At 63.4% G+C, this 22196-nt stretch carries 21 protein-coding genes and 1 tRNA gene; 16 read left to right on the top strand and 6 right to left on the bottom strand.

Features of this window, described 5'->3' with window-relative positions:
- From F7R19_RS20915 to F7R19_RS20860, 12 genes are all read left to right on the top strand, one after another.
- A partial coding sequence (locus tag F7R19_RS20915) for a FimV/HubP family polar landmark protein (RefSeq protein ID WP_150981856.1) occupies window positions 1-2271 on the top strand: 2271 nt, incomplete at its 5' end.
- A 131-nt stretch (window positions 2272-2402) separates the two neighbouring features.
- Window positions 2403-3224 (top strand): tRNA pseudouridine(38-40) synthase TruA, encoded by an 822-nt coding sequence (gene truA / locus F7R19_RS20910; RefSeq protein ID WP_150981855.1) that lies wholly within the window; start codon window positions 2403-2405, stop codon window positions 3222-3224.
- Entirely contained in the window at window positions 3211-3906 is a 696-nt protein-coding gene (locus F7R19_RS20905; protein ID WP_061957859.1) for a phosphoribosylanthranilate isomerase, read from the top strand. The genes truA and F7R19_RS20905 overlap by 14 nt, the downstream gene beginning before the upstream one ends.
- Before the next feature lie 122 nt (window positions 3907-4028).
- The gene (trpB, locus tag F7R19_RS20900) at window positions 4029-5222 is read left to right on the top strand and encodes a tryptophan synthase subunit beta (protein ID WP_150981854.1); all 1194 of its coding nucleotides are present in this window, start codon (window positions 4029-4031) and stop codon (window positions 5220-5222) included.
- A complete protein-coding gene (locus tag F7R19_RS20895; RefSeq protein ID WP_150981853.1) occupies window positions 5222-6139 on the top strand; it encodes a DNA-methyltransferase in 918 nt (305 codons plus the stop codon). The genes trpB and F7R19_RS20895 overlap by 1 nt, the downstream gene beginning before the upstream one ends.
- 11 nt (window positions 6140-6150) lie before the next feature.
- Window positions 6151-6948, top strand: coding sequence for a tryptophan synthase subunit alpha (trpA, locus tag F7R19_RS20890; protein ID WP_061957886.1), 798 nt, complete (start codon window positions 6151-6153; stop codon window positions 6946-6948).
- Between the two features lie 194 nt (window positions 6949-7142).
- A complete protein-coding gene (accD, locus tag F7R19_RS20885) occupies window positions 7143-8015 on the top strand; it encodes an acetyl-CoA carboxylase, carboxyltransferase subunit beta (RefSeq protein WP_061957862.1) in 873 nt (290 codons plus the stop codon).
- A gap of 158 nt (window positions 8016-8173) precedes the next feature.
- Window positions 8174-9484, top strand: coding sequence for a bifunctional tetrahydrofolate synthase/dihydrofolate synthase (folC, locus tag F7R19_RS20880; RefSeq protein ID WP_150981852.1), 1311 nt, complete (start codon window positions 8174-8176; stop codon window positions 9482-9484).
- Window positions 9485-9546: 62 nt separating this feature from the next.
- The gene (locus F7R19_RS20875; RefSeq protein WP_150981851.1) at window positions 9547-10272 is read left to right on the top strand and encodes an SPOR domain-containing protein; all 726 of its coding nucleotides are present in this window, start codon (window positions 9547-9549) and stop codon (window positions 10270-10272) included.
- Between the two features lie 57 nt (window positions 10273-10329).
- The gene (locus tag F7R19_RS20870; protein ID WP_061957865.1) at window positions 10330-10827 is read left to right on the top strand and encodes a CvpA family protein; all 498 of its coding nucleotides are present in this window, start codon (window positions 10330-10332) and stop codon (window positions 10825-10827) included.
- A 115-nt stretch (window positions 10828-10942) separates the two neighbouring features.
- Entirely contained in the window at window positions 10943-12475 is a 1533-nt protein-coding gene (purF, locus tag F7R19_RS20865) for an amidophosphoribosyltransferase (RefSeq protein WP_061957866.1), read from the top strand.
- A 31-nt stretch (window positions 12476-12506) separates the two neighbouring features.
- On the top strand, window positions 12507-13715 hold the full coding sequence (locus F7R19_RS20860; protein ID WP_150981850.1) for an O-succinylhomoserine sulfhydrylase: 1209 nt from the start codon (window positions 12507-12509) through the stop codon (window positions 13713-13715).
- Between the two features lie 45 nt (window positions 13716-13760).
- Here the strand turns inward: F7R19_RS20860 and F7R19_RS20855 are convergent, their stop codons facing one another.
- The gene (locus tag F7R19_RS20855) at window positions 13761-14618 is read right to left on the bottom strand and encodes an ABC transporter permease (protein ID WP_150981849.1); all 858 of its coding nucleotides are present in this window, start codon (window positions 14616-14618) and stop codon (window positions 13761-13763) included.
- A 1-nt stretch (window position 14619) separates the two neighbouring features.
- Complete coding sequence (gene nodI, locus F7R19_RS20850; protein WP_150981848.1) at window positions 14620-15561, bottom strand: nodulation factor ABC transporter ATP-binding protein NodI; 942 nt, start codon at window positions 15559-15561, stop codon at window positions 14620-14622.
- A 136-nt stretch (window positions 15562-15697) separates the two neighbouring features.
- Here nodI and F7R19_RS20845 point away from each other — a divergent pair, with 136 nt between their 5' ends.
- Complete coding sequence (locus F7R19_RS20845) at window positions 15698-16315, top strand: LysE family translocator (protein WP_150981847.1); 618 nt, start codon at window positions 15698-15700, stop codon at window positions 16313-16315.
- 86 nt (window positions 16316-16401) lie between these two features.
- On the opposite strand, the gene rpsU is transcribed toward F7R19_RS20845, so the two are convergent.
- The 4 genes from rpsU to fdxA all read right to left on the bottom strand — a co-directional run bounded on the left by rpsU (window position 16402) and on the right by fdxA (window position 19085).
- The gene (gene rpsU / locus F7R19_RS20840) at window positions 16402-16614 is read right to left on the bottom strand and encodes a 30S ribosomal protein S21 (RefSeq protein WP_008648415.1); all 213 of its coding nucleotides are present in this window, start codon (window positions 16612-16614) and stop codon (window positions 16402-16404) included.
- A gap of 608 nt (window positions 16615-17222) precedes the next feature.
- A tRNA-Asn gene (locus F7R19_RS20835) sits at window positions 17223-17298 on the bottom strand.
- Between the two features lie 243 nt (window positions 17299-17541).
- On the bottom strand, window positions 17542-18645 hold the full coding sequence (locus F7R19_RS20830) for an NAD(P)/FAD-dependent oxidoreductase (RefSeq protein WP_150981846.1): 1104 nt from the start codon (window positions 18643-18645) through the stop codon (window positions 17542-17544).
- Between the two features lie 116 nt (window positions 18646-18761).
- Window positions 18762-19085 (bottom strand): ferredoxin FdxA, encoded by a 324-nt coding sequence (gene fdxA, locus F7R19_RS20825; RefSeq protein WP_061957871.1) that lies wholly within the window; start codon window positions 19083-19085, stop codon window positions 18762-18764.
- A 408-nt stretch (window positions 19086-19493) separates the two neighbouring features.
- On the opposite strand from fdxA, the gene F7R19_RS20815 reads away from it, so the two are divergent.
- From F7R19_RS20815 to F7R19_RS20805, 3 genes are all read left to right on the top strand, one after another.
- The gene (locus F7R19_RS20815; protein ID WP_150981844.1) at window positions 19494-20036 is read left to right on the top strand and encodes a hypothetical protein; all 543 of its coding nucleotides are present in this window, start codon (window positions 19494-19496) and stop codon (window positions 20034-20036) included.
- 77 nt (window positions 20037-20113) lie between these two features.
- On the top strand, window positions 20114-21292 hold the full coding sequence (gene pncB / locus F7R19_RS20810; RefSeq protein WP_061957873.1) for a nicotinate phosphoribosyltransferase: 1179 nt from the start codon (window positions 20114-20116) through the stop codon (window positions 21290-21292).
- A gap of 66 nt (window positions 21293-21358) precedes the next feature.
- Complete coding sequence (locus tag F7R19_RS20805) at window positions 21359-22045, top strand: LutC/YkgG family protein (protein ID WP_150981843.1); 687 nt, start codon at window positions 21359-21361, stop codon at window positions 22043-22045.
- Window positions 22046-22196 lie beyond the last annotated feature (151 nt).

The following is a 22196-nucleotide window of genomic DNA, read 5'->3' as shown; positions in this document are numbered from 1 at the left end:
ACGCCACGCCCGGCGCCGCCCCGTCAGCCGCGCCGCGCCGCCGCCGCGCCTGCTGCCGCCGCGCCGGCTCGGGCCGAAGTCGCCACCGTCAGTGGCAGCTATACGGTTCAGCGTGGCGACACGCTCTCCAGCATTGCCGGTGAAGCGGCGCAGGGCCAGGATTCCGTATCGCTCGACCAGATGTTGCTGGCGCTCTACCGCAACAATCCCAATGCATTCATTGGCGGTAATATCAATCGCATCAAATCCGGCGCGGTGTTGAAGGTGCCGAGCGCCCAGCAGGCGCAATCGGTCACCCCGCGTGAAGCGCGCCGCGAAGTGGTGGCGCGCACGCAAGGATTTGACAGCTACCGCAGCCGCCTGGCTACCGCAGCCGCCGCAAAGTCGGTGGAGGCTGGCACCGGTCGCGAGCAGTCCGGCAATGTCACGGCGCGTGTGCAGGACACCACGGTGCCAGACGCCGGTCCGCGCGACGAACTGAAGCTTTCGAAGGCCGACAAGGGCGCGCAGGCGAAGGCAGAGGCCGATGTGGCCGCCCAGCGCAAGCTCAAGGAAGCCGAGTCGCGCGTGGCACAGCTGGAAAAAAACGTTTCCGATATGCAGCGCCTGATGGAGCTGAAGAACGCGGAAATCGCCAAGCTCGGCCAGGCCAACCAGGCGGCCAAGCCGGCTGCTGCCACGGCTGCCGCAACGACCGCCGCCACTGGCGCCGCGAAGCCCGCCGACACCGCGGCAGCGCCCGCACCGGCCGTGGTGCCGCCCGAGCCGTCAAGGCAGGCCGATGCCACGACCAGTACCGCTGCGCCAGTGCCGGCGGCATCGTCGTCGGCTCCGTCGTCTGTTGCGGCACCCGCATCCGCGCCCGATAGCGCCGCAGTGGCCGCCGCATCTGCCCCGTTGGCCGCTGGCGCATCCACGCCGGCCGCCGCAGCACCTGCCTCCGCACCGGCAGTGGCCGCGAAAAAACCGCCCGTTATCCAGCCGGTGCCGGTCGAGACATCGTTCGTCGACGATCTGCTGGCCAATCCGATGCTTCTGCCCGGCGCGGGAGTGCTGGTTGCGTTGCTTGGCGGATATGCGTACTATCGCCGCCGCCAGAATCAGAAGGCGAGCGAAAACACCGGTTTCGGCGACAGCATCCTGTCCCAGGAGAGCACCGTCATGGCCGGCGGCCACTCGCTGTTCGGCACCGCCGGCGGCCAGAGCGTCGATACGTCGCAACATAGCGTTTTCGGCGCCGATTTCCGCATCGGCAACAACTCGCCGGAAGCCACGGAAGTCGATCCGATTGCCGAGGCCGAGGTGTATATCGCTTATGGGCGCGACGTGCAGGCCGAAGAAATCCTGCGCGAAGCGTTGCAACAGAATCCTGAGCGGCAGGCCATTCGCCTGAAGCTGCTGGAGATTTACAACACGCGTCAGGATGTGGAAGGTTTCCGGGTGATTGCAGAAGACATGTTCGCTCAGACGGGCGGACAAGGCGCCGAGTGGCTCCAGGCGGCGGAAATGGGCCGCAAGCTCGACCCGAGCAATGCGCTGTATCTGGCCGTCACGCCAGACGCTGGCGGAGAAGCCGATACCACTACGCCGGTGGCCGATCAATGGCGCACCCAGGATCCGGCCCAAAACCTGCAACAGGCGCCGCGGGAAGCCGCCATGCCGGATCTGGCGCTGCCCCTCGATGCCTTCCCGGCGCCCGCACCGGGCGAGCCAATCATTGCGCCGATGTCGGCTTCAATGGTGTTCGGTAACGACGCGCTGGGCGAACCCGATGTGCTCGACGCGCGCGGCGACGATGAAGCCGCCCAGCGCCTGTCGGACATTCCGGCGCTCGATACGCCCACGCGCTCGCGGCCGCTGGAATTCGACATGTCGGGCCTGTCGCTCGATCTGAATGCCGACACGCCTAGCACTGCGCCCGCCACCGCGCCCACTGGCGTGGCCGCGATGTTCGATCTGCCGACGCTGGCTGACGTCCATGAGCCCTTGCCCGCGCCGACGATGCTGCAGAATGGCATGCTCGTCGAGCCGATCGATCTCAGCCGCGTGACCTCGGAAGGTGGCGATTCGACCCACGGTGTGTCGGCCAGCACATTGTCGCCAACCGGTATGGACGGTGGCCGCGACATGCAGATCAAGCTCGATCTGGCGCGCGCTTACATCGAGATCGGCGACAAGGAAGGCGCTCGCGAGTTGCTGCAGGAAGTGGTGGATCAGTCGCAAGATCCGTTGCAATCCGAAGCGCGCTCGCTGCTGCGCGAGGTGGCCTGACGCCTCAATGGCCTGAGGGATCATTCCAAAGGCCGGTATGATGCAGGGTTTGCGGCGGAATCGCGCCGCAGCCCGAAGTGATGCGCCGGAAGCGTCCTTCCGGCGCATTTGTTTTTTGGCCCACGACATTTATGAATCGCATCGCCATCGGCCTGCACTACGACGGAGCGGCGTTTTCGGGCTGGCAGTCCCAGCCGCATCGCAACACGGTGCAGGATTACCTGGAGGACGCCATCGAGCGCTTTGCAGGCGTGCGCTTGCTCACGACGGTGGCCGGACGGACCGACACCGGGGTGCACGCGCTAGGCCAGGTGATTCATATCGATACAGCGCTTGAGCGCGACAAGTTTTCCTGGGTCCGAGGCGTCAATGCCTTCCTCCCTCCGTCGATCGCGTTGCAATGGGCCGAGCCGGTCGACGAGAATTTTCACGCACGGTTTCTGGCATTCGAGCGTATGTATTACTACGCGCTCTACACGGGCCCGCATCGCGCGCCGATGATCCACGGTCGTGCCGGGTATCAGATGCTGCCGCCGGGACAGCGTCTCGATGTCGAGGCGATGCGCGCCGCCGCCGCCTGCCTGGTCGGCGAGCACGATTTCTCGGCGTTTCGTGCCGCCGAATGCCAGGCGAAGTCACCCGTGAAAACGATGTACGAAGTGACGATCCAGGCGGACGGCAACTGGGTGTTTGTGCGGCTGCGCGCGAGCGCGTTCCTGCATCACATGGTGCGCAACCTGATGGGATGCCTGGTGGCGATCGGTCGGGGCCGTTATCCGGCGGAATGGATGGCCGAGGTCTTGGAGGGCCGCGACCGGCGCAAGGCGGCGCCGACGTTTATGCCCGATGGCCTGTACCTGGCAGACGTAAAATATCCCGAGCCGTATCGCCTGCCCAGGGCCGATCTTTCGGCCAGCCTCTTTCACGGAGTGTTCGCCAATGACGACGCCTGATTCCGTTCGCCCACGCACGCGCATCAAGATTTGCGGGCTGACGCGCGAGGAGGATGTGCACGCGGCCGTAGATGCCGGCGCTGACGCTATCGGACTGGTGTTTTACGACAAGAGTCCCCGTTATGTCGACGTAGCGCGCGCCGCCGCACTGGCCGAGCAGGTACCGCCCTTTGTCACCGTGGTCGGACTGTTCGTCAATGCCGATGCCGAGGAAGTGGCGCACGTGGTCGAACGAGTGCCGCTCACGCTACTTCAGTTTCATGGCGATGAGTCCGCGCAGCAGTGTTCCGAAATCGCCCGCCGCTGCCGCCTGCCGTTCATGCGCGCCGCCCGTGTCCGGCCGGGGCTCGATTTGGTAGAATTCGCCGATCAATACCGTGACGCAGCCGGTTTGTTGCTGGATGCCTTCGTCGAAGGCTACGGCGGCGGCGGTCACGTCTTCGACTGGACCCTGATCCCTGCTCAATGGCTTCCGCCCGATCCTGCCAACCCTCGCACCGGCGACGCTCCTCGCATCGTTTTGAGTGGTGGGTTGAACGCGCAAAACGTCGCTGGTGCGATTGAACGCGTACGCCCCCATGCCGTCGATGTCAGCAGCGGCGTGGAGGCGGCCAAGGGTGTGAAGGACCACGCCCGCATTGCCGCATTTGTGCGCGCGGTGCGCATGGCAGACGCAGGGTAGGCGGATCCCGCCTCAACAGTGCCGAGCCGGCACCCATCCCTGCCTTGTCATCGGCCGCGCCCGATTCCGATTTTTCGCGTTCCCACGCATGCGTGTGGGGAACGCCATCTGAGAGCCTGGACATGTACAACCTGCCCGATTCCCGGGGCCATTTCGGCCCATATGGCGGTACGTTTGTTTCCGAAACCCTGGTTCACGCCCTGGACGAGTTGCGCGCCGCCTATGCGCACTTCCAGAACGATCCGGATTTCACTGCCGAGTTCGAGCGCGAACTGAAGCATTTCGTCGGTCGTCCCTCGCCGATCTATCACGCCCAACGCTGGAGCGAGACGCTTGGCGGCGCGCAGATCTATTTCAAGCGCGAAGACCTGAACCATACCGGCGCACACAAGATCAACAACGTGATCGGCCAGGCGCTGCTGGCCAGGCGCATGGGCAAGAAGCGCGTGATTGCCGAGACCGGCGCCGGCCAGCACGGCGTGGCCACGGCCACGATCGCCGCGCGCTTCGGCATGGAATGCGTGGTGTACATGGGATCCGAAGACGTGCGTCGCCAGGCGGCCAACGTCTATCGCATGAAACTGCTCGGCGCCACGGTTGTGCCGGTGGAAAGTGGCTCGCGCACGCTCAAGGATGCGCTGAACGAAGCCATGCGCGACTGGGTGACCAACGTGGAAACCACGTTCTACATCATCGGCACCGTGGCCGGCCCGCATCCGTATCCGATGATGGTGCGCGACTTCCAGTGCGTGATCGGCGAAGAATCGAAGGTCCAGATGCCCGAACTCACCGGCCGCCAGCCGGACGCCGTGATCGCGTGCGTAGGCGGCGGATCGAACGCCATGGGCATCTTCTACCCGTATATCGAACACAAGGATGTCGAATTGATCGGCGTGGAAGCTGCTGGCGATGGCCTGGAGACGGGGCGTCACGCCGCGTCGCTGATCGGCGGCACGCCCGGCGTGCTGCACGGCAACCGCACCTATCTGCTGCAGGATGAAAACGGCCAGATCATCGAGACGCATTCGGTCTCGGCGGGCCTCGATTATCCCGGCGTCGGACCCGAGCATGCATGGCTCAAGGACATTGGTCGCGCGCAATACGTGCCGATCACCGACGACGAAGCGCTGAAAGCCTTTCATGATTGCTGCCGCATCGAGGGCATCATCCCGGCGCTGGAATCGAGCCATGCCATCGCCTACGCGTGCAAGCTGGCGCCGACACTGGGCAAGGACAAGCTGCTGCTCGTGAACCTGTCCGGCCGTGGTGACAAGGACATGCACACGGTGGCCGAGCGTGCGGGGTTGAAACTCTGATGCGCGCGCTGCCCCCTGACATGCCGTCGCGAGTGGAAGAGGGCGGCGCTGCGGCGCCGTTCGATATTCTCGACACCGACGCGGTTCGCCTGTTCCAGGAAGATGCGCTGGAAGGCATCCAGCGTATCGCCGACGGATCGATCGATCTGATCGTTGCCGATCCGCCCTATGGCCTGGGCAAGGATTACGGCAACGATTCGGACCTGCTTTCGGGCGACGCCTATCTGGAATGGTCCGAGCGCTGGATGTACGCGATCATTCCCAAGCTGGCGCCGCGCGGGACGCTCTACCTGTTCTGCACCTGGCAATACTCGCCCGAGTTGTTCGTGATGCTCAAAAAGCGGCTGACCATGATCAACGAGATCATCTGGGATCGCCGCGTGCCGAGCATGGGCGGCACCACGCGCAAGTTCTCGTCGGTGCATGACAACATTGGCTTCTTTGCCCGCCAGCGCGACTACTACTTCGATCTCGATCCGGTGCGCATTCCGTACGACGCCGAGACCAAGAAGGCGCGTAGCCGGCCGCGTTTCGAGGGCAAGAAGTGGCTTGAGGTCGGCTACAACCCGAAGGATCTGTGGAGCGTGCCGCGCATCCACCGCCAGGACCCGGAACGCGCCGATCATCCGACGCAGAAGCCGCTCGAAATCGTCGAGCGCATGGTGCTGTCGAGCTGCCCGCCCGGCGGCGTCGTGCTCGATCCATTCACCGGCAGCGGCACGACGGCCGTGGCCTGCGTGCGTCATGGCCGGCGCTTCGTCGGATTCGAGATGAATCCGCAATACGCGGCGCTGGTGCGCGAGCGCGTGACCGCCGCGCAGCCCGTGTATGCGCAGATCCAGCCCGACGCTTCCGAACCGACCTCCGACGCTGCCAACGACGACGCCCAAGCGTCGATCGTGGAACGTCTTATCTGATGGCCACTGACATGTCCCGTATCCAGAAGACTTTCGCGGCGCTCGCCGCGCAGAACAAGAAGGGTCTGATTCCGTTCATCACCGCTGGCGATCCCGAGCCCGGCCTGACCGTGGCGCTCATGCATGCGCTGGTGGAAGGCGGCGCCGACGTGATCGAGCTTGGCGTGCCGTTCTCGGACCCGATGGCCGACGGTCCGGTCATCCAGCGCGCTTCCGAGCGCGCCCTGGCGCAAGGCGTGTCGCTGACGCACGTGCTGGGCTGGGTGGCCGAATTCCGCAAGACCAACGCCACCACGCCGGTTGTGCTGATGGGCTATGCCAACCCGATCGAGCGCATGGGCGAGGACGCCTTCGCCAAGGCGGCCGCCGCTGCTGGCGTCGATGGCGTACTCGTGGTCGACTATCCGCCAGAGGAGTGCGAGTCGTTTGCCGCGCTGATGCGGACCAACGGCATGGATCCGATCTTCCTGCTGGCGCCCACTTCGACCGACGCGCGCATCGAGGCCGTCGCCAAGGTCGCCAGCGGCTACCTCTACTACGTGTCGCTCAAGGGCGTGACCGGTTCGGCCACGCTCGATCTCGACAGCGTCGCGGCGCGCCTGCCGCTGATCAAGCAGCATGCCAACCTGCCGGTCGGCGTTGGTTTTGGCATCCGCGACGCACAGACCGCGCGCGCGATCGGTGGCGTCGCCGATGCCGTCGTGATCGGCAGTCGTCTGGTGCAACTGCTCGAAGATGCGCCGCGCGACCAGGCGGTGGCGTCGCTGCGCAGTTTTATCGCTGGCATCCGCGAGGCATTGGACGCCTGAATTCGTGTCCAACGCCTGACGTTCCTGCCGAAAACCGCATCAATTGAGATTTATGAATCACAATTGATGCGGTTTGACTCGGCGAGTCGTCGCGGGCGTGGTAAATTCGCGGCCTGATTCCCTGCCGTCCCTGTGTCCGGCCTCTCGGCGAGAGGCGTCGATGCGCGGGCGGCAGTTATCCGAAAGGAGCTTTCATGAGCTGGTTGGATAAACTCCTGCCTCCCAAGATTCAACAGACCGACCCATCGACCCGCAAGGGCATTCCCGAGGGGCTGTGGGTCAAGTGCCCGTCGTGCGAATCCACGCTGTACCGCACCGATGTCGAGGCCAATCTGCATGTGTGTCCGAAGTGCGACCATCACATGCGCATCCGCTCGCGCGAGCGGCTGGACAAGCTGCTGGACGCCGAAGGCCGCTATGAAATCGGCCAGGAAATCGTGCCCGTCGATGCGCTGAAGTTCAAGGACACGAAGAAGTATCCGGACCGCATCAAGGCCGCCATGGATGAAACCGGCGAGACCGATGCGATGGTGGTCATGGGCGGCGCCATCCACACCATCCCCGTGGTGGTGAGCTGTTTCGAATTCGAGTTCATGGGCGGTTCGATGGGCTCGGTGGTCGGCGAGCGCTTTGCGCGCGGCGCGCAGGCAGCGCTGGAGCAGAAGGTGCCGTTCATCTGCATCACCGCCACCGGCGGCGCGCGCATGCAGGAAAGCCTGCTGTCGCTGATGCAGATGGCCAAGACCACGGCCATGCTGAACCAGTTGTCGAATGCGAAGCTGCCGTTCATCAGTGTGCTGACCGACCCGACCATGGGCGGTGTGTCCGCGTCGTTCGCGTTCCTGGGCGACGTGGTGATCGCCGAGCCGAAGGCCCTGATCGGCTTTGCCGGTCCGCGCGTGATCGAGCAAACCGTGCGCGAAAAACTGCCGGAAGGCTTCCAGCGCGCGGAATTCCTGCTGCAGAAGGGCGCCATCGACATGATCGTGGACCGCCGCAAGCTGCGAGCAGAACTGGCGCAACTGCTGGCCTTGCTGCAGAAGCAGCCGGCCGATGCGGTGGCCTGACGCGATAGCGTGAATTGCAGGACAATGGCGCGGGTGCCACAACCCGCGCCATTTTGTTTTTCTGAAGCCGCGATCGGGACGCCGCCGGCGCCTGAATCCCCGGCGCTTCCTTGGTGCCGATAGCGCTTCTTCGCGTAGTACGACGAGACGTAACCAGCATGCCCATCTTCCACAATCTCCCCGACTGGCTCGCACATCTGGAAACCGCCCATCCGGTGGGCATCGACATGGGCCTGACGCGCATTACGCGCGTCAAGGAAGCGCTGGGCCTGCGCATCGACGCCGTGGTTTTCACGGTGGGCGGCACCAACGGCAAGGGATCGACCTGCGCGATGCTCGAGCGCATCCTGCTCGAGGCCGGCTACAAGGTGGGTCTGCATACGTCGCCCCACCTGATCTCGTTCAACGAGCGCGCGCGCATCAACGGCGAGCAGGCCACCGACGCCCAGCTGCTGCCGCATTTCGAGGCGGTCGAGCGCGCCCGTACCAGTTTTGCCGATCCGGTCAGCCTGACCTATTTCGAATTCACCACGCTGGCGATCATCCACATGTTTGCCGCGGCCGGGCTCGACGCCATGGTGCTCGAAGTCGGGCTTGGCGGCCGGCTCGATGCGGTCAATGTGATCGACACGGATTGCGCGGTCATCACCAGCGTCGATATCGATCACACTCAGTACCTGGGCGACACGCGCGAGAAGATCGGCTTCGAGAAGGCGGGGATTTTCCGGCCCAACGTGCCGGCCATCTGCGGCGACCCGTTGCCGCCGCAATCGCTGATCGATCATGCCGAGGCGATCGGCGCCGATCTGTGCCTGGTGGGGCGCGATTTCCGCCATCAGGCCGCGCAGGGACAGGAGCGCCAGCAATGGGACTGGAGCGGGCGCGGGCGCAAGCTCAACGGACTCGGCTATCCGGCGTTGCGCGGCGCCAACCAACTGCTGAACGCTTCCGCTGCGCTGGCCGCGCTGCAGGCCATGCGCCCGCGCCTGCCGGTCAGCGCGCAGGAGGTGCGCAACGGGCTTGCGTTCGTTGAATTGCCGGGGCGTTTTCAGGTGATGCCGGGACGCCCGGCCGTGATCCTCGATGTCGCGCACAATCCGCACGCGGCGGCGACCCTGGGGCAGAACCTCGAAAACATGGGCTTTTTCCGCTACACCTATGCGGTCTTCGGCTCCATGCGCGACAAGGATATCGACGGCGTACTGCGTCATGTGGCCGACAAGGTCGATCACTGGTGCCTGTGCGACCTGCCTTCGGAGCGTGCCGCGACGGCCCGGGAACTGCGCGAACACCTCGACACCGCGGGTTTTCAAGAAGGCCCCGACAATACCGCCGCCTGCTTTTCGAGCCCCGAACTGGCGTATCGCGATGCCATCGAGAGAGCGACCGAGAATGATAGAATCCTGGTCTTCGGGTCGTTCTTCACCGTTGCCGGCGTGCTGGCGTATCGCGCTACGCAAGCCAACTAAGAAGCCATTCCACGGCTTTGCACGGGTACGACATCGCACCGAACACCACTCTTTGGGCATTTATGGGCCTGCTTTCGCTGTTCTCGTCCCGCAAGGGCACTGATCCGGCGCCGGAACGCGGTCGCCGCACACGCGCGGAATCGAGCGCCGGCGCGTCGCGACGGTCGGCAGACGATTACGCCGACGACACCCTCGATCCGGATTTCCCCCAGAAGCAACGCGCCCGGCGCCGCCTGATCGGTGCGGTGGTGCTGCTGGCCGCGGCGGTCATCGTGTTGCCGATCGTGTTCGAGCACAAGCCCCGGCCGGTTTCCGAGGATGTGGCCGTCAGCGTGGCCAACGGGCAGGCCGCCTCGCAGAAGCCGAAGATCGAGCAGCGCAAGGCCGAACCGTTGCCGCCGGCTGCCAACGCCGGCCGCAACGACGCAGCGCTCGATGCCGGCGAGGAAATCGTCAGTGCGCCGGCCGCCGACAAGACGAAAACCGATGCCAAGGCCGACACCAGGCAGGCCGACGCCAAGCCCGCGGATAAGCCCGTGGACAAGTCCGCCGCGGCAAATACCAAGTACCTGATTCTGATTGGCGCGTTTTCCTCCGAGGAACGTGCCAAGAACTGGCTGGCCAAGCTCAAGGAGAGCAAGGTGCCCGCCTACGTGGAAAAGAAAACGCTGGCCGACGGCGACCGCCTCCTGCTGCGCGCGGGGCCGTTCGCCAATCGCGACGCGGTCGACGTGGCCGAGAAAAAGGTGCGGGCGCTGGGCCTGACCGCGAAGGTGGTCGAGCAATAACGCCGCAATTGCAGGGCGGGAATTTGCCCCCATCTGACAGGGATTGACGTCGCGCGCATGGCTTTTACTTTTTTCGATTACGGTGTCGCCTTCATCCTGGTGGCGTCGGCGCTGGTTGGTGTATTGCGAGGCCTGGTGCGCGAAGTGCTGGCGCTGGTGGGATGGGTGGTGGCGTTTGTGCTGGCCTACCACTTTGGCGGCATCGCCGCGCAGTGGATGCCCGAATCGTTGCCGGGCGGCGCCCTGGCGCGCAGTGCGCTGGGTTTCCTGACCGTCTTTTTCGGCACATGGATCGTATCGGCGCTGGCCGGCGCAGTGCTGGGGCAGTTGCTGGAAACCACCGGGCTGAAGCCGGCCGATCGCGGGCTGGGTCTGGTGTTCGGGCTCGCGCGAGGCGTGCTGATCGTGATGCTTGTCGTGGTGCTGGCCGGGCTGACAAAGCTGCCGGAAGAACCATTCTGGCGTGACGCGGTGTCGCGTACCTATGTAGTGCAGGCGATGGATGCGTTGCGGCAATGGCTGCCGCCCGACCTGGCCAAGTATGTGAAGACATAATCCAAGACGCGAGCGTTTGCACAACGCGCGCTTGCGGCGCAGTATCAACGCAGGTCCCGTCGCGCCCATGACGGATCAGCGCCCCTGAATTAATTGCCTTTCCTGGGAGTTCGGCATGTGCGGTATCGTCGGCGTGGTTTCCACCAGCCCTGTCAACCAACTCATTTATGACAGCCTGCTGCTGTTGCAACACCGCGGACAGGATGCAGCCGGCATCGCCACGGCCAACGGCAGCACCTTCCACATGCACAAGGCCAACGGCCTGGTGCGCGATGTGTTCCGCACGCGCAACATGCGCAGCCTGCCCGGCAATTCGGGTATTGGCCAGGTGCGTTATCCGACGGCCGGATCGGCATCGAGCGAGGAAGAAGCCCAGCCGTTCTACGTGAACGCACCATACGGCATCATCCTGGCGCACAACGGCAACCTGACCAATTCCGAGCAGTTGCGCGAAGAAATGTTCCGCCGCGATCGCCGCCACATCAACACGCACTCGGATTCGGAAGTGCTGCTCAATGTGCTGGCCGACGAATTGCAGCGCGGCAGCAACGGCCAGACGCTCGACGCCGAAGCGATTTTCAAGGCGGTGTCCGGCATGCATCGCCGCGTCAAGGGCGCGTATGCGATCACCGCGCAGATCGCCGGGTCGGGCCTGCTGGCGGTGCGCGACCCGTTCGGCATCCGTCCGCTGTGCATCGGCAGCATCGATACGCCGACCGGCAAGGAATACCTGATTGCCTCGGAATCGGTGGCCCTGGAAGGCATGGGCTACAAGATGGAGCGCGACGTGGAGCCCGGCGAGGCAATCTTCGTCGATCTGGACGGCAAGCTGCACAGCAAGCAGTGCGCGGAAAATCCGCAACTGACGCCTTGCATCTTCGAATATGTCTATCTGGCGCGTCCCGATTCGTGTATCGACGGAGTGCCCGTCTACGATGCGCGGCTGCGCATGGGCGATTACCTCGCGGAGAAGATCCGCCGCGAAGTGCCGGCCGGCGATATCGACGTGGTGATGCCGATTCCCGATTCGAGCCGCCCCGCTGCGATGCAGGTGGCACGCGCGCTGGGCGTGCCGTATCGCGAGGGCTTTTTCAAGAACCGCTATGTTGGCCGCACCTTCATCATGCCGGGCCAGGCGGTGCGCAAGAAGTCGGTGCGCCAGAAGCTGAACGCCATGGGCGTCGAGTTCAAGGGCAAGAATGTGCTGATCGTCGACGATTCGATCGTGCGTGGCACCACGTCGTTCGAAATCGTGCAGATGGCCCGCGACGCCGGCGCCAAGAAGGTGATCTTCGCATCGGCCGCGCCGCCCGTGAAATTCCCGAACGTGTACGGCATCGACATGCCCACGCGTGCCGAGCTGGTTGCCCATGGCCGCACCGACGAGGAAGTGGCGCGCATGATCGGCGCCGACCAACTCGTGTATCAGGATGTCGAGGCGATGAAGCAGGCCGTGCGCGACATCAACCCGAAGCTGCGCGATTTCGATGCGTCGTGCTTCGATGGCAAGTACATCACCGGCGATATCGACGAGGCGTACCTGGATCGGCTGGAAACGGCGCGCAGCCAGGCCGACCGCGAAGGCACCAGCGGCGGCGAGACGGAACGTTCGCAACTGCACTTGCAACGCTCGGGCGGCAACGAATAACGACAACCAACCATTGGGGCAGCACAGCAGCATGAGCGAACCGTTCAATCCCGAGTCCTACGGCATCGACACCCTCGGCGTGCGCGCCGGCACCTTGCGCACCGGCGAATTCATGGAGCACTCCGAGGCGATGTACCTGACCTCGAGCTTCTGCTTCAACAACGCCGCCGAGGCCGCCGAGCGCTTTGCCAACTCGGAAGAGGGCTACACGTACTCGCGTTTCACCAACCCCACCGTGTCGATGTTCCAGTCGCGCCTGGCTGCGCTGGAAGGCGCGCAGGCGTGCATGGCCACGGCGTCGGGCATGAGCGCGATCCTGTCGGTGGCGTTGGCCTCGCTGCAGTCCGGTGATCACCTGGTCAGCTCGCGCTCGATCTTCGGCTCGACGATGACGCTGTTCAACACGATCCTCGCCAAGTTCGGCGTGGAGACGACCTATGTCGACGGCGGCGACCTGTCGGCGTGGCGTGCGGCCGTGAAGCCCAATACCAAGCTGTTCTTCCTGGAAACGCCGTCGAATCCGCTGACCGAAGTGTCCGATATCGCGGCCATCGCCGATATCGCGCATAACGCTGGCGCGGTGCTGGTGGTCGACAACTGTTTCTGCTCGCCTGCGCTGCAACAGCCGATCAAGTTTGGCGCCGATGTGGTCGTGCATTCGGCCACCAAGCACATTGATGGCCAGGGCCGCGTGCTCGGCGGCGCCGTGCTGGGCAAGCACGACTTCATCATGGGCAAGGTCTTCCCGTTCGTACGCACGGCCGGGCCCACGCTGTCGGCCTTCAATGCGTGGGTGATGCTCAAGGGCATGGAGACGCTGGCGATCCGCATGGAGCGGCATTCGCAAAGCGCGCTGGCGATCGCGGAATTCCTGGAGTCGCATCCGGCCGTGAACCGCGTGTTCCATCCGGCGCTGAAGTCGCATCCGCAGTACGACGTCGCGCAGCGCCAGCAAAGCGGTGGCGGGGCGATCGTCTCGTTCGAACTCAAGGGGGCCACGCCGGAGCAAATGCGCGCCAACGCCTGGCGTGTAATCGACAACACCAGGTTGTGCTCGATCACCGGCAACCTCGGCGATACGCGCACGACCATCACGCATCCGTACACCACCACGCATGGCCGCGTGGCACCGGAGGCGAAGGCCGCCGCAGGTATCACCGAAGGGCTGATCCGCCTTGCTGTTGGCCTGGAATCGGTCGACGACCTGAAGGCGGACCTGCTGCGCGGTCTCGGCCAGTAAGCGTTTGATCCGCCCGTTTCCCGACGGTGGGAGCGGGCGGCTTCCTCAGCGCAGCAATCGCCTGCGCAACAGTATCAGCGCCACCACCAGCGCCACGGCCGCGTATGCGGCAAGCACCGCGACATGCAGTGCGGCATTTTCCACCGGTCGGCCCAACATCAACGGACGTATCAGCGCCACGGCATGCGCCAGCGGCAGTACTTGCGTGGCCTTTTGCGCGGCCTGCGGCAATTGCTCCAGCGGAAAGAACACGCCTGAAAGCAGCAACATCGGCGTGATCACCAGCGTCTGGTAGAACATGAAAAAGTCGTAGTTGGGCGCCAGCGCGGTGACGATCATCGCCAGGCTTGCAAACGCGATGCCGGCCAGGCCGATGACCGGCAGCGCCGCAAGCGCGCCAGGAAAGTGCGCGTAGCCGAGCAGCCCGGCCACCAGCATGATCGCCGCACCTGACAGCACGGCCTTGCTGGCGGCCCACAGGATTTCTCCCAGTACCACATCGCCGAGCGTGAGCGGCGCGTGCATGATCGCTTCCCAGGTACGCTGCACGTGCATGCGCGAGAACGCCGAGTACATCGATTCGAAACTGGCCGACATCATCACGCTGGACGCGGTGGTGCCGGCTGCCAGGAACGCGATGTAGGACACGCCATGCACCTGGCCGACCAGCAGGCCGAGCCCGAGACCCAGACCGAACAGGTAGATCATCGGATCGGCCAGATTGCCGATCATCGACGGAATGGCCAGTTTCTTCCAGACCATGAAGTTCCGGTACCAGACCATCATCCAGTTGCGGGCATTGCGCGGCAGCAACGGTTGCGGATAGTGTTCGCGCCGAGGTATCGCGGCGGTGCCGTCGGCCGGCATCGCAACCTCGGATTTTTGCGGATCCTGTTCGCTCATCTCAGTCTCTCATTTCGCGGCCGGTCAGCTTGAGGAACACGTCCTCAAGGTTGGCGGGGCGGTGCAGGTAGCGCACGCCACCCTTGCCGTGCAACGCGGCGAGCAGTGCATCGGGTTGGCGCACGTAACAGAACAAGGTTTCGCCGCGCATCTCGCAGCGGTCGGCCAGTGGTGTCAACGAATCCCGCAGCGGTCCCAGTTCGTCGCCGTAGACCTCCACCACATCGCAGCCGATTTCGCGGTCGATCAGTTCGTGCGGCTTGCCCTCGGCGATCTTGCGGCCCGCATCGATGACGCAAAGATAGTTGCAGAGCCGTTCCGCTTCTTCCATGAAATGCGTGGTCAGCAAAATCGTCTTGCCCGCCGCCAGCAGCGATTTCAGACGCTCCCAGATCAGATGGCGCGCTTGCGGATCCAGACCGGTGGTGGGTTCATCCATCACCAGCAGGTCGGGGTCGTTGATCAACGCTCGCGCTACGGTCAATCGTCGGCGCATGCCGCCGGAAAGGTCGCGCACCTGCGCCTCGGCGCGGTTTTCGAGCCGTGCAAATTCGAGCAGCTTGGGAACGCGCCGGGCGATTTCGGCCGACGACAGACCGAAGTAGCGGCCGAAAATGCGCAGGTTTTCGATGACCGAAAAATCGGGGTCGAGGTTATCGAACTGCGGCACCACGCCGACACGCATACGCGCCTGCGGCGCCCGCTGGGGAATCGGCTCGCCGCACAGCATCAAAGTGCCCGAGGCCGGTGTCGTGAGCCCCAGCAGCATGCGCAGGGTGGTGGTCTTTCCCGCGCCGTTCGGCCCCAGCAGGCCATAGCACTGGCCAGGCTGGACTTCGAGATCGAGGTTGTCCACGACGAGCTGGTCGCCGTAAAGCTTGCGCACATTGCGCATTTGGAGGATGGCAGTCAAGGCAGCGTCCCTGAAGGCGATATGCGCCATTATGCAGGGCATCGCGCGGCGCATTGTTGCCGCAGCGCGGCAAGACAATTCCATTGGGAGGCCGGGGCGAATTCCCGCGGTGGATCCGGGATAGGCGTACTCTCTACTTTTTGCGACGACACGTTGAGGAGCGGCAATGTCTTTCGAACACTGGATTGCATTCGTCCTGACCAGCGTAGTTCTGCTGATCATTCCCGGCCCGACCATCCTGCTGGTCATCGGCGACGCACTGGCGCATCGCGGCCGCAGCGCCTACGCGACGGTGGCCGGTGTGGCCGCGGGCGACCTGACTGCCTTCACGTTGTCGATGGTCGGCCTCGGCGCCGTGCTGGCGGCCTCTGCCACGTTATTTACGGCGCTCAAGTGGGCTGGCGCCGCCTATCTGGTTTATCTGGGCGTGCAAACGCTGCGCACGGCTGGCGCGGCCAGATCGTCCGAGATGGCGGCGCAAGCCGGCAGCGGCTCGCAGCGCTTTGCCAAGGCCTGGCTGGTGACCGCACTGAATCCGAAGAGCATCGTGTTCTTTGTGGCGTTCGTGCCGCAATTCATCGACGCAAAGCTGGCATTCTGGCCGCAAGCGATCGTGCTGATCCCCACCTTCGTCGTCTTGGCGACGGCAAATGCCATGGTGTACGCGATGTTGGCGCGCTCTCTGGCGACGCGGCTGACTTCCCGGCGTGCACAGGCGAATGTGCAGCGCGCCGGTGGTCTTACGCTGATCGGCGCGGGCGCACTGATTGCCACGCGGGCCTGAGGCTTGACGCATCGACGGCGTTGGAGCGCGTCGGGACGAAAAAAAACCGCCAGCATGCTGGCGGTTTTTTTGGGGCAATGCGCGAATCAGTAGAGCTTCTTCGGCAGCATTTGCATGCGCAGACGCTTGCGCAGGCGGGCCTCGGCAGCCTTCTTCTTGCGCTTGCGCTCAGTCGTCGGCTTTTCGTAGGCGGTGCGGCTCTTCAGTTCCACGATCAGGCCAGTCTGCAGAATGGCGCGACGGAAACGACGCATTGCAACTTCAACGGGCTCACCCGGTTTCAGAACGATCTTAGTCAATTCAGTCCTTCAGGAAATACCGCCCAAGGGCGGAGGGTTCATACGGGGGGAAACATCGCCGCGTCGGGCTCCGGAGCCTTTCGTGACGGTGGTATTGCACGCTGCGGCGAACGCCGCGGTGCGCCCCCGCGAACCTGCATGGACCGAAATCCGTACTGCCAGTGTCAGGGGTGATGGGCCAAATTTTCCTACGTAGGTAAAAACTTGGCGCTACCTGTTTCCATGATATTGCGCAAGAAATACGCCGGTAAGCTTTTACAGGTATACCGGGCGGGAGTCAAGCTATTCAGGGCAATCCGAGATGATACACCAAATAATGTGCGCGCGAGTCGCCAAATTTAGCGTCGGGGTGCCACGGCATCTGCATCGCGAACTGTGATGCGGTGGGCATAGCGTGGGTGGCCGACGGCGCTTTTCTCGACCTTCGCGCAGCGTGTCAGCGGGGGGCGGGGCGAGGGCGAATCAAGTTCGTGACGCCCTTGAGATCGTGTGCGGCCGTCCGAGGCTCGCGCAGGCTGTCGAAGAGGGAAGCGACGGCGTGGCTTGAAAAGCGATTCCGGAAAAGCAAAAGGCCGATGCTTTCGCATCGGCCTTTTGCTTCTATCGGTTGGCTCCCCGACCTGGGCTCGAACCAGGGACCTACGGATTAACAGTCCGGCGCTCTACCGACTGAGCTATCGGGGAACAGCTGAGAAAGAAATTATAACCAGCTTCTCTTCGTTTCGTCAACAACTTTTTAACGTTTTGTTTTCGTTAGCAGGTTGTCATCGGAACTCTGGTTCGCCTCGAAACCGGCCGGCAGTGGGCGTTTCCGCCTTTTGCTTGGTTGCCGTGTTTGTCAGCGAGGCCGCATTATAGCCAGCTTTTTGATTTATGCAAACAAAAAAACCGCCGTGTGGCGGTTTTTTTGCGATGGCGCTCGAAGTATCAGTCGAACACCGGCGTTTCGACGCCCAGCACCTTGTGCAGCTTCGGCGAGGTCGTCGTGTATTGCATGTGGATCTTCTTGTCCGGGAAGATGTACGGCGCAGCGCCGAACGCTGCCAGCGCAGCCTCGTGGAAGCCCGACAGGATCAGCTTCTTCTTGCCCGGATAGGTGTTGATGTCGCCCACCGCGAAGATGCCTGGGATGTTCGTCTCGAACTTCTCGGTATCCACCTTGATCTGCTTGCGTTCCAGATCCAGGCCCCATTCGGCGATCGGGCCCAGCTTCGGCGACAGGCCGAAGAACACCAGCAGGTCGTCCACGGGCATGCGGCGCGTCACGCCGTCGCCGCCGGTGACCTTGATCTCGGTCAGCACGCCGTCTTTTTCCTCATAGCCGCCGATCTGGCCGACCATGAATTGCATTTCCATTTGCTCGCACAGTTCGCGCATCTTGGCCACCGAGGCCGGTGCGGCGCGGAAACCGTCGCGGCGGTGAATCAGCACGACCGATTCGGCCTTGCCCACCAGATCCAGCGTCCAGTCCAGCGCCGAGTCGCCGCCGCCCACGATCACCAGGTTGCGGCCGTGGAAGCGGCTCGGATCCTTGACGCGGTAGAACAACTGCTTGCCGTCGAACTTGTCGATGCCTTCCACCTTGACCGTACGCGGCTGGAACGAACCCACGCCGGCGGCGATGAAGATGGTCTTGGTAATGAAGCGGGTTCCGAGCGACGTTTCGACAAAGAAACGGCCGTCTTCGCGGCGTTCCACGACGCTGACTTCCTGGCCCAGGTGGAACGTGGGCGAGAACGGTTCGATCTGCTTGAGCAGGTTGTCGGTCAGTTCCTGGCCCGTGCAGATAGGCACGGCGGGAATGTCGTAGATCGGCTTGTCCGGATACAACTCCACGCATTGGCCGCCGACGACCTTGAGCGAGTCGATCACGTGGGCCTTGATTTCGAGCAGACCCAGTTCAAAGACCTGGAACAGGCCGACGGGGCCCGCGCCCACGATCAGCGCATCGATTTCCAGCGGCTGTCCGCCGGTGTGGCCGCCGGCCTGCTGAGTCGCGTCGGCCACGGGATTTGGAATGCTCAAGTCCATATTCGTCCTGATACGTTGTGGGCACGCAGGTGCCCGGCATTACGGGAAAGCGCGTGGGGACGGGCTTTCGACGGCGCTCTGCCGGTGCTGTCCGGCATCGGTCGCGCCTGTTTGTCTTAGCGCTGCAGGTATTGCAGCTTGTCGGTGGCGTCCTTCCACTCTTCGGCTTCGGCCAACGGAGCCTTGGTCTTGGTGATGGACGGCCAGTTGCGGGCAAGCTCGGCATTCAGTTCGATGAACTGTTGCTGGTCGCCCGGCACATCTTCTTCAGCGTAAATCGCGTTCACCGGGCATTCGGCCACGCACACGGCGCAGTCGATGCATTCGTCGGGATCGATGGCCAGGAAATTCGGGCCTTCGCGGAAGCAATCGACCGGACACACATCAACGCAGTCGGTGTAGCGGCAACGGATGCAGGATTCGGTGACAACGTGAGTCATTTCGGTTCCAGAAAAACGGATCGGTCTTCGATGGGGGATAGTCCAAGGCCATTCCTGCCTTGCTCTTGCAAGCCCCCGCGCCTGTTGTTGGCGTGCATGTCAATCGGGGTAACTTGGGGCGAGCGAGGGCCGTGGCCTTTCAAAGACCGATATTGTAGCCGAGCCTTCCCGCAAGGATAGCCAGTCTATATAGCCGGGTAAGATAGTTTTCTTATTTCTTTATGTACATCTCTGTCGACCTGCCGTGGGAGGAGTGCGTGGAAGGCGGCTTCGACGCGATGTGCCTGCCGAGTGCGCGGGCGCCAACTAGTATTCGTTGGGACCTCAAGCAGCGCTTCAGGCCAAAAAAGTTACCTATATGCAACAATCCCGCTCAGTCACCTTGCAACGCAGTCCAGGAGAACACCGATGAAGGCTCGTTTTGCGATCCGGTTGCTTTGGTGCGTGGGCACGGCGGCCCTCCTGGGCGGCGCCGCGGTGATGGCGCAGCCCGTCGAGCCCCCTGTGGCGCCACCGGCAAAGCAGGGTGAAATGGCCGATAGCGTGGTGTCGCGGCTGGTGGCATGGCGCTCGCGGACGGATCAGCCCGTGTCGCTGGCCGTCCTGACAGCCTTCGAATGGGACAGTTTCAGCGTGATCCGTACACCGGCGGGCATCGCCATGGCCAACTGTAATCGGGATGGATTTCTGCCGTGCGGCCAGGATCTGCAGCCGCCGTCGGACGCGCTGATCCAGGTGCTGCGCTTCGATCGCGCGGGCCAGGCGGTCTACCAGGAGCGCATCATGGTCGCCTCGGCCGCCTTTGCCGATCCGCTTCCGACGGCCGTGTCGCGCGCGCAGGCCATGCTCGTGACGTGTCCCAATGCGCAAGGACGGCCCCTCTGGTGCCTGCAATCGCGCGAACGTCCGCACCAGGCGCCGTCGGCGCTGGATAATCTCAATGGCGCCTGAAGGGTCCGTGCCAACCCGGGCGTGACTTTCGGTTAGCATGATGGCCTGACTTCGGCGCCCCCGCGTCTGGCCTTGTTATGATCATCCGCTCACTGCTCGACACCGACCTGTATAAATTCACGATGATGCAGGTAGTGCTGCATCACTTTCCCCAGGCGCAGGTCGAATATCGCTTCAAATGCCGCAATGCCGGCGTTGACCTCACGCCATATGTCAGCGAGATCCGCAGCGAGATTGCCAGCCTGTGCCAGTTGCGATTTGCCGATGAAGAGCTGGAATACCTGCGCGGCCTGCGCTTTATCAAGAGCGATTTCGTCGATTTCCTGGCGCTGTTTCACCTGAACGAGAAATATGTGGTGGTGCAGCCGTCGGCGTCCGGCAACGGCGAAATCGACATCATCATTCGCGGACCGTGGCTACATACGATCCTGTTTGAAATCCCGCTGCTGGCAATCGTCAACGAAGTGTATTTCCGCCGCACCCAACCGCAGGCCGACCTGCAGGAAGGGCGCCGACGCCTGGAAGCGAAACTCACCTTGCTCAAGGATCCGCGCTATCTCGATTGCGTGATTGCCGATTACGGGACGCGCCGCCGTTTCTCCGGCGATTGGCAGGAAGAGGTTTTGCTGTCGATGCGCGCCATGCTCGGCCCGCAATTGGCTGGCACCAGCAACGTCCACTTCGCGCGGCTGCACAATATGACCCCGCTCGGCACGATGGCGCACGAGTATCTGCAGGCGTGCCAGGCGTTGGGCCCGCGCTTGCGCGATTCACAGGTCTATGCGCTAGAAAACTGGGCGCGCGAATATCGCGGCGACTTGGGCATCGCCTTGTCGGATACCTATGGTTTCGATGCCTTCCTGCGTGATTTCGATCTGTATTTCTGCAAGCTGTTCGATGGCGTGCGTCACGATTCCGGGGACCCGTTCGAATGGGGCGAACGCATGCTTGCGCATTACGCCGCCAATCGCGTGGACCCGCGCGGCAAGACGCTGATATTCAGCGATGCGCTCGATATCCCCAAGGTTATCGAGCTCTACGAACGTTTTCACGGCCGCTGCAAACTGGCATTCGGGGTCGGCACAAATCTCACCAACGACGTCGGTTATACGCCGCTGCAGATTGTCATCAAGATGGTGCGCTGCAATGGTCAGCCGGTCGCCAAGCTTTCGGATACGCCAGAGAAAACGATGTGCGACGACCCTGGCTATCTCGCCTATCTGAGGCAGGTGTTCGAGGTCAAGGTAGCCGCCTGAATGGATTCACTTACCCCGCGTCTGCATTTCTTATAATCGGCCAGCCAACCTTCGTCACATACCGCAATGGAAACCAACGCCGCTCGTGATCGCATATTCGCCCGCATTCGGGCCGCCCAGGGCAGGGGAGCGAAAGTAACCGAGGGCGAGCGCGAGGCCGTGGCTGATTATCTGAACCGGCATCCGCAGGGCCCCCGGCCCGCTGTCGGGCAAAACCTTGCCGATGCATTTAGCGAGCAGGCGCAGAAAATGGCCTCGACGGTGGACCGTGTGGCAACGCTGGCCGATGTGCCGGGCGCCGTGCTGCGTTACCTCGACGGCTTGAACCTCGCGCGTCGCGCCGTGGCATGGACGGCGCTGGGCGCGCTGCCTTGGGCGGCGCAAGGCATCGAAGTGGAATGCCGACCTCCGTTGCGCGAGCCGCAGGCAGATCGCGAGCATGGCGATCTCGTTGGCATTACCGGCTGCTTTGTCGCGATCGCCGAAACCGGGTCGCTGATGCTGCTTTCCGGGCCCGACACATTTGCTTCGGCGGCATTGCTGCCCGAAACGCATATCGCGGTGGTGCCGGTGTCGCGCATCGTCGCCAATATGGAAGAGGCCTTCGTGCGCATGCGTGCCGAGCACGGGCAGCTACCGCGCGCCACCAACGTCATCAGCGGCCCGTCGCGCACCGGCGATATCGAACAGACCATCGTGCTGGGCGCGCACGGCCCGTATCGTGTTCACGTTGTCCTCGTCGAGCAAGGCTGAGCGGTCATACTTTCAGGCCGCATTTTGAGATCTTTCTCGCAGGGCTTTGCTTTACACTGAGCCCTTCATTGCGTGACGCCGCCCCGACGCCCTGGTAGAGCGGGCGCGTACGCCGTTTTGGTCAATCTCATCGCATGGTCCATGGCTCCGG

The sequence above is a fragment of the Cupriavidus pauculus genome, from assembly GCF_008801835.1.
Taxonomy (GTDB): Bacteria; Pseudomonadota; Gammaproteobacteria; order Burkholderiales; family Burkholderiaceae; genus Cupriavidus; species Cupriavidus pauculus.
Note: the sequence above shows the minus strand (reverse complement) of the source record. Positions and strands in the feature narration are given on the sequence as shown.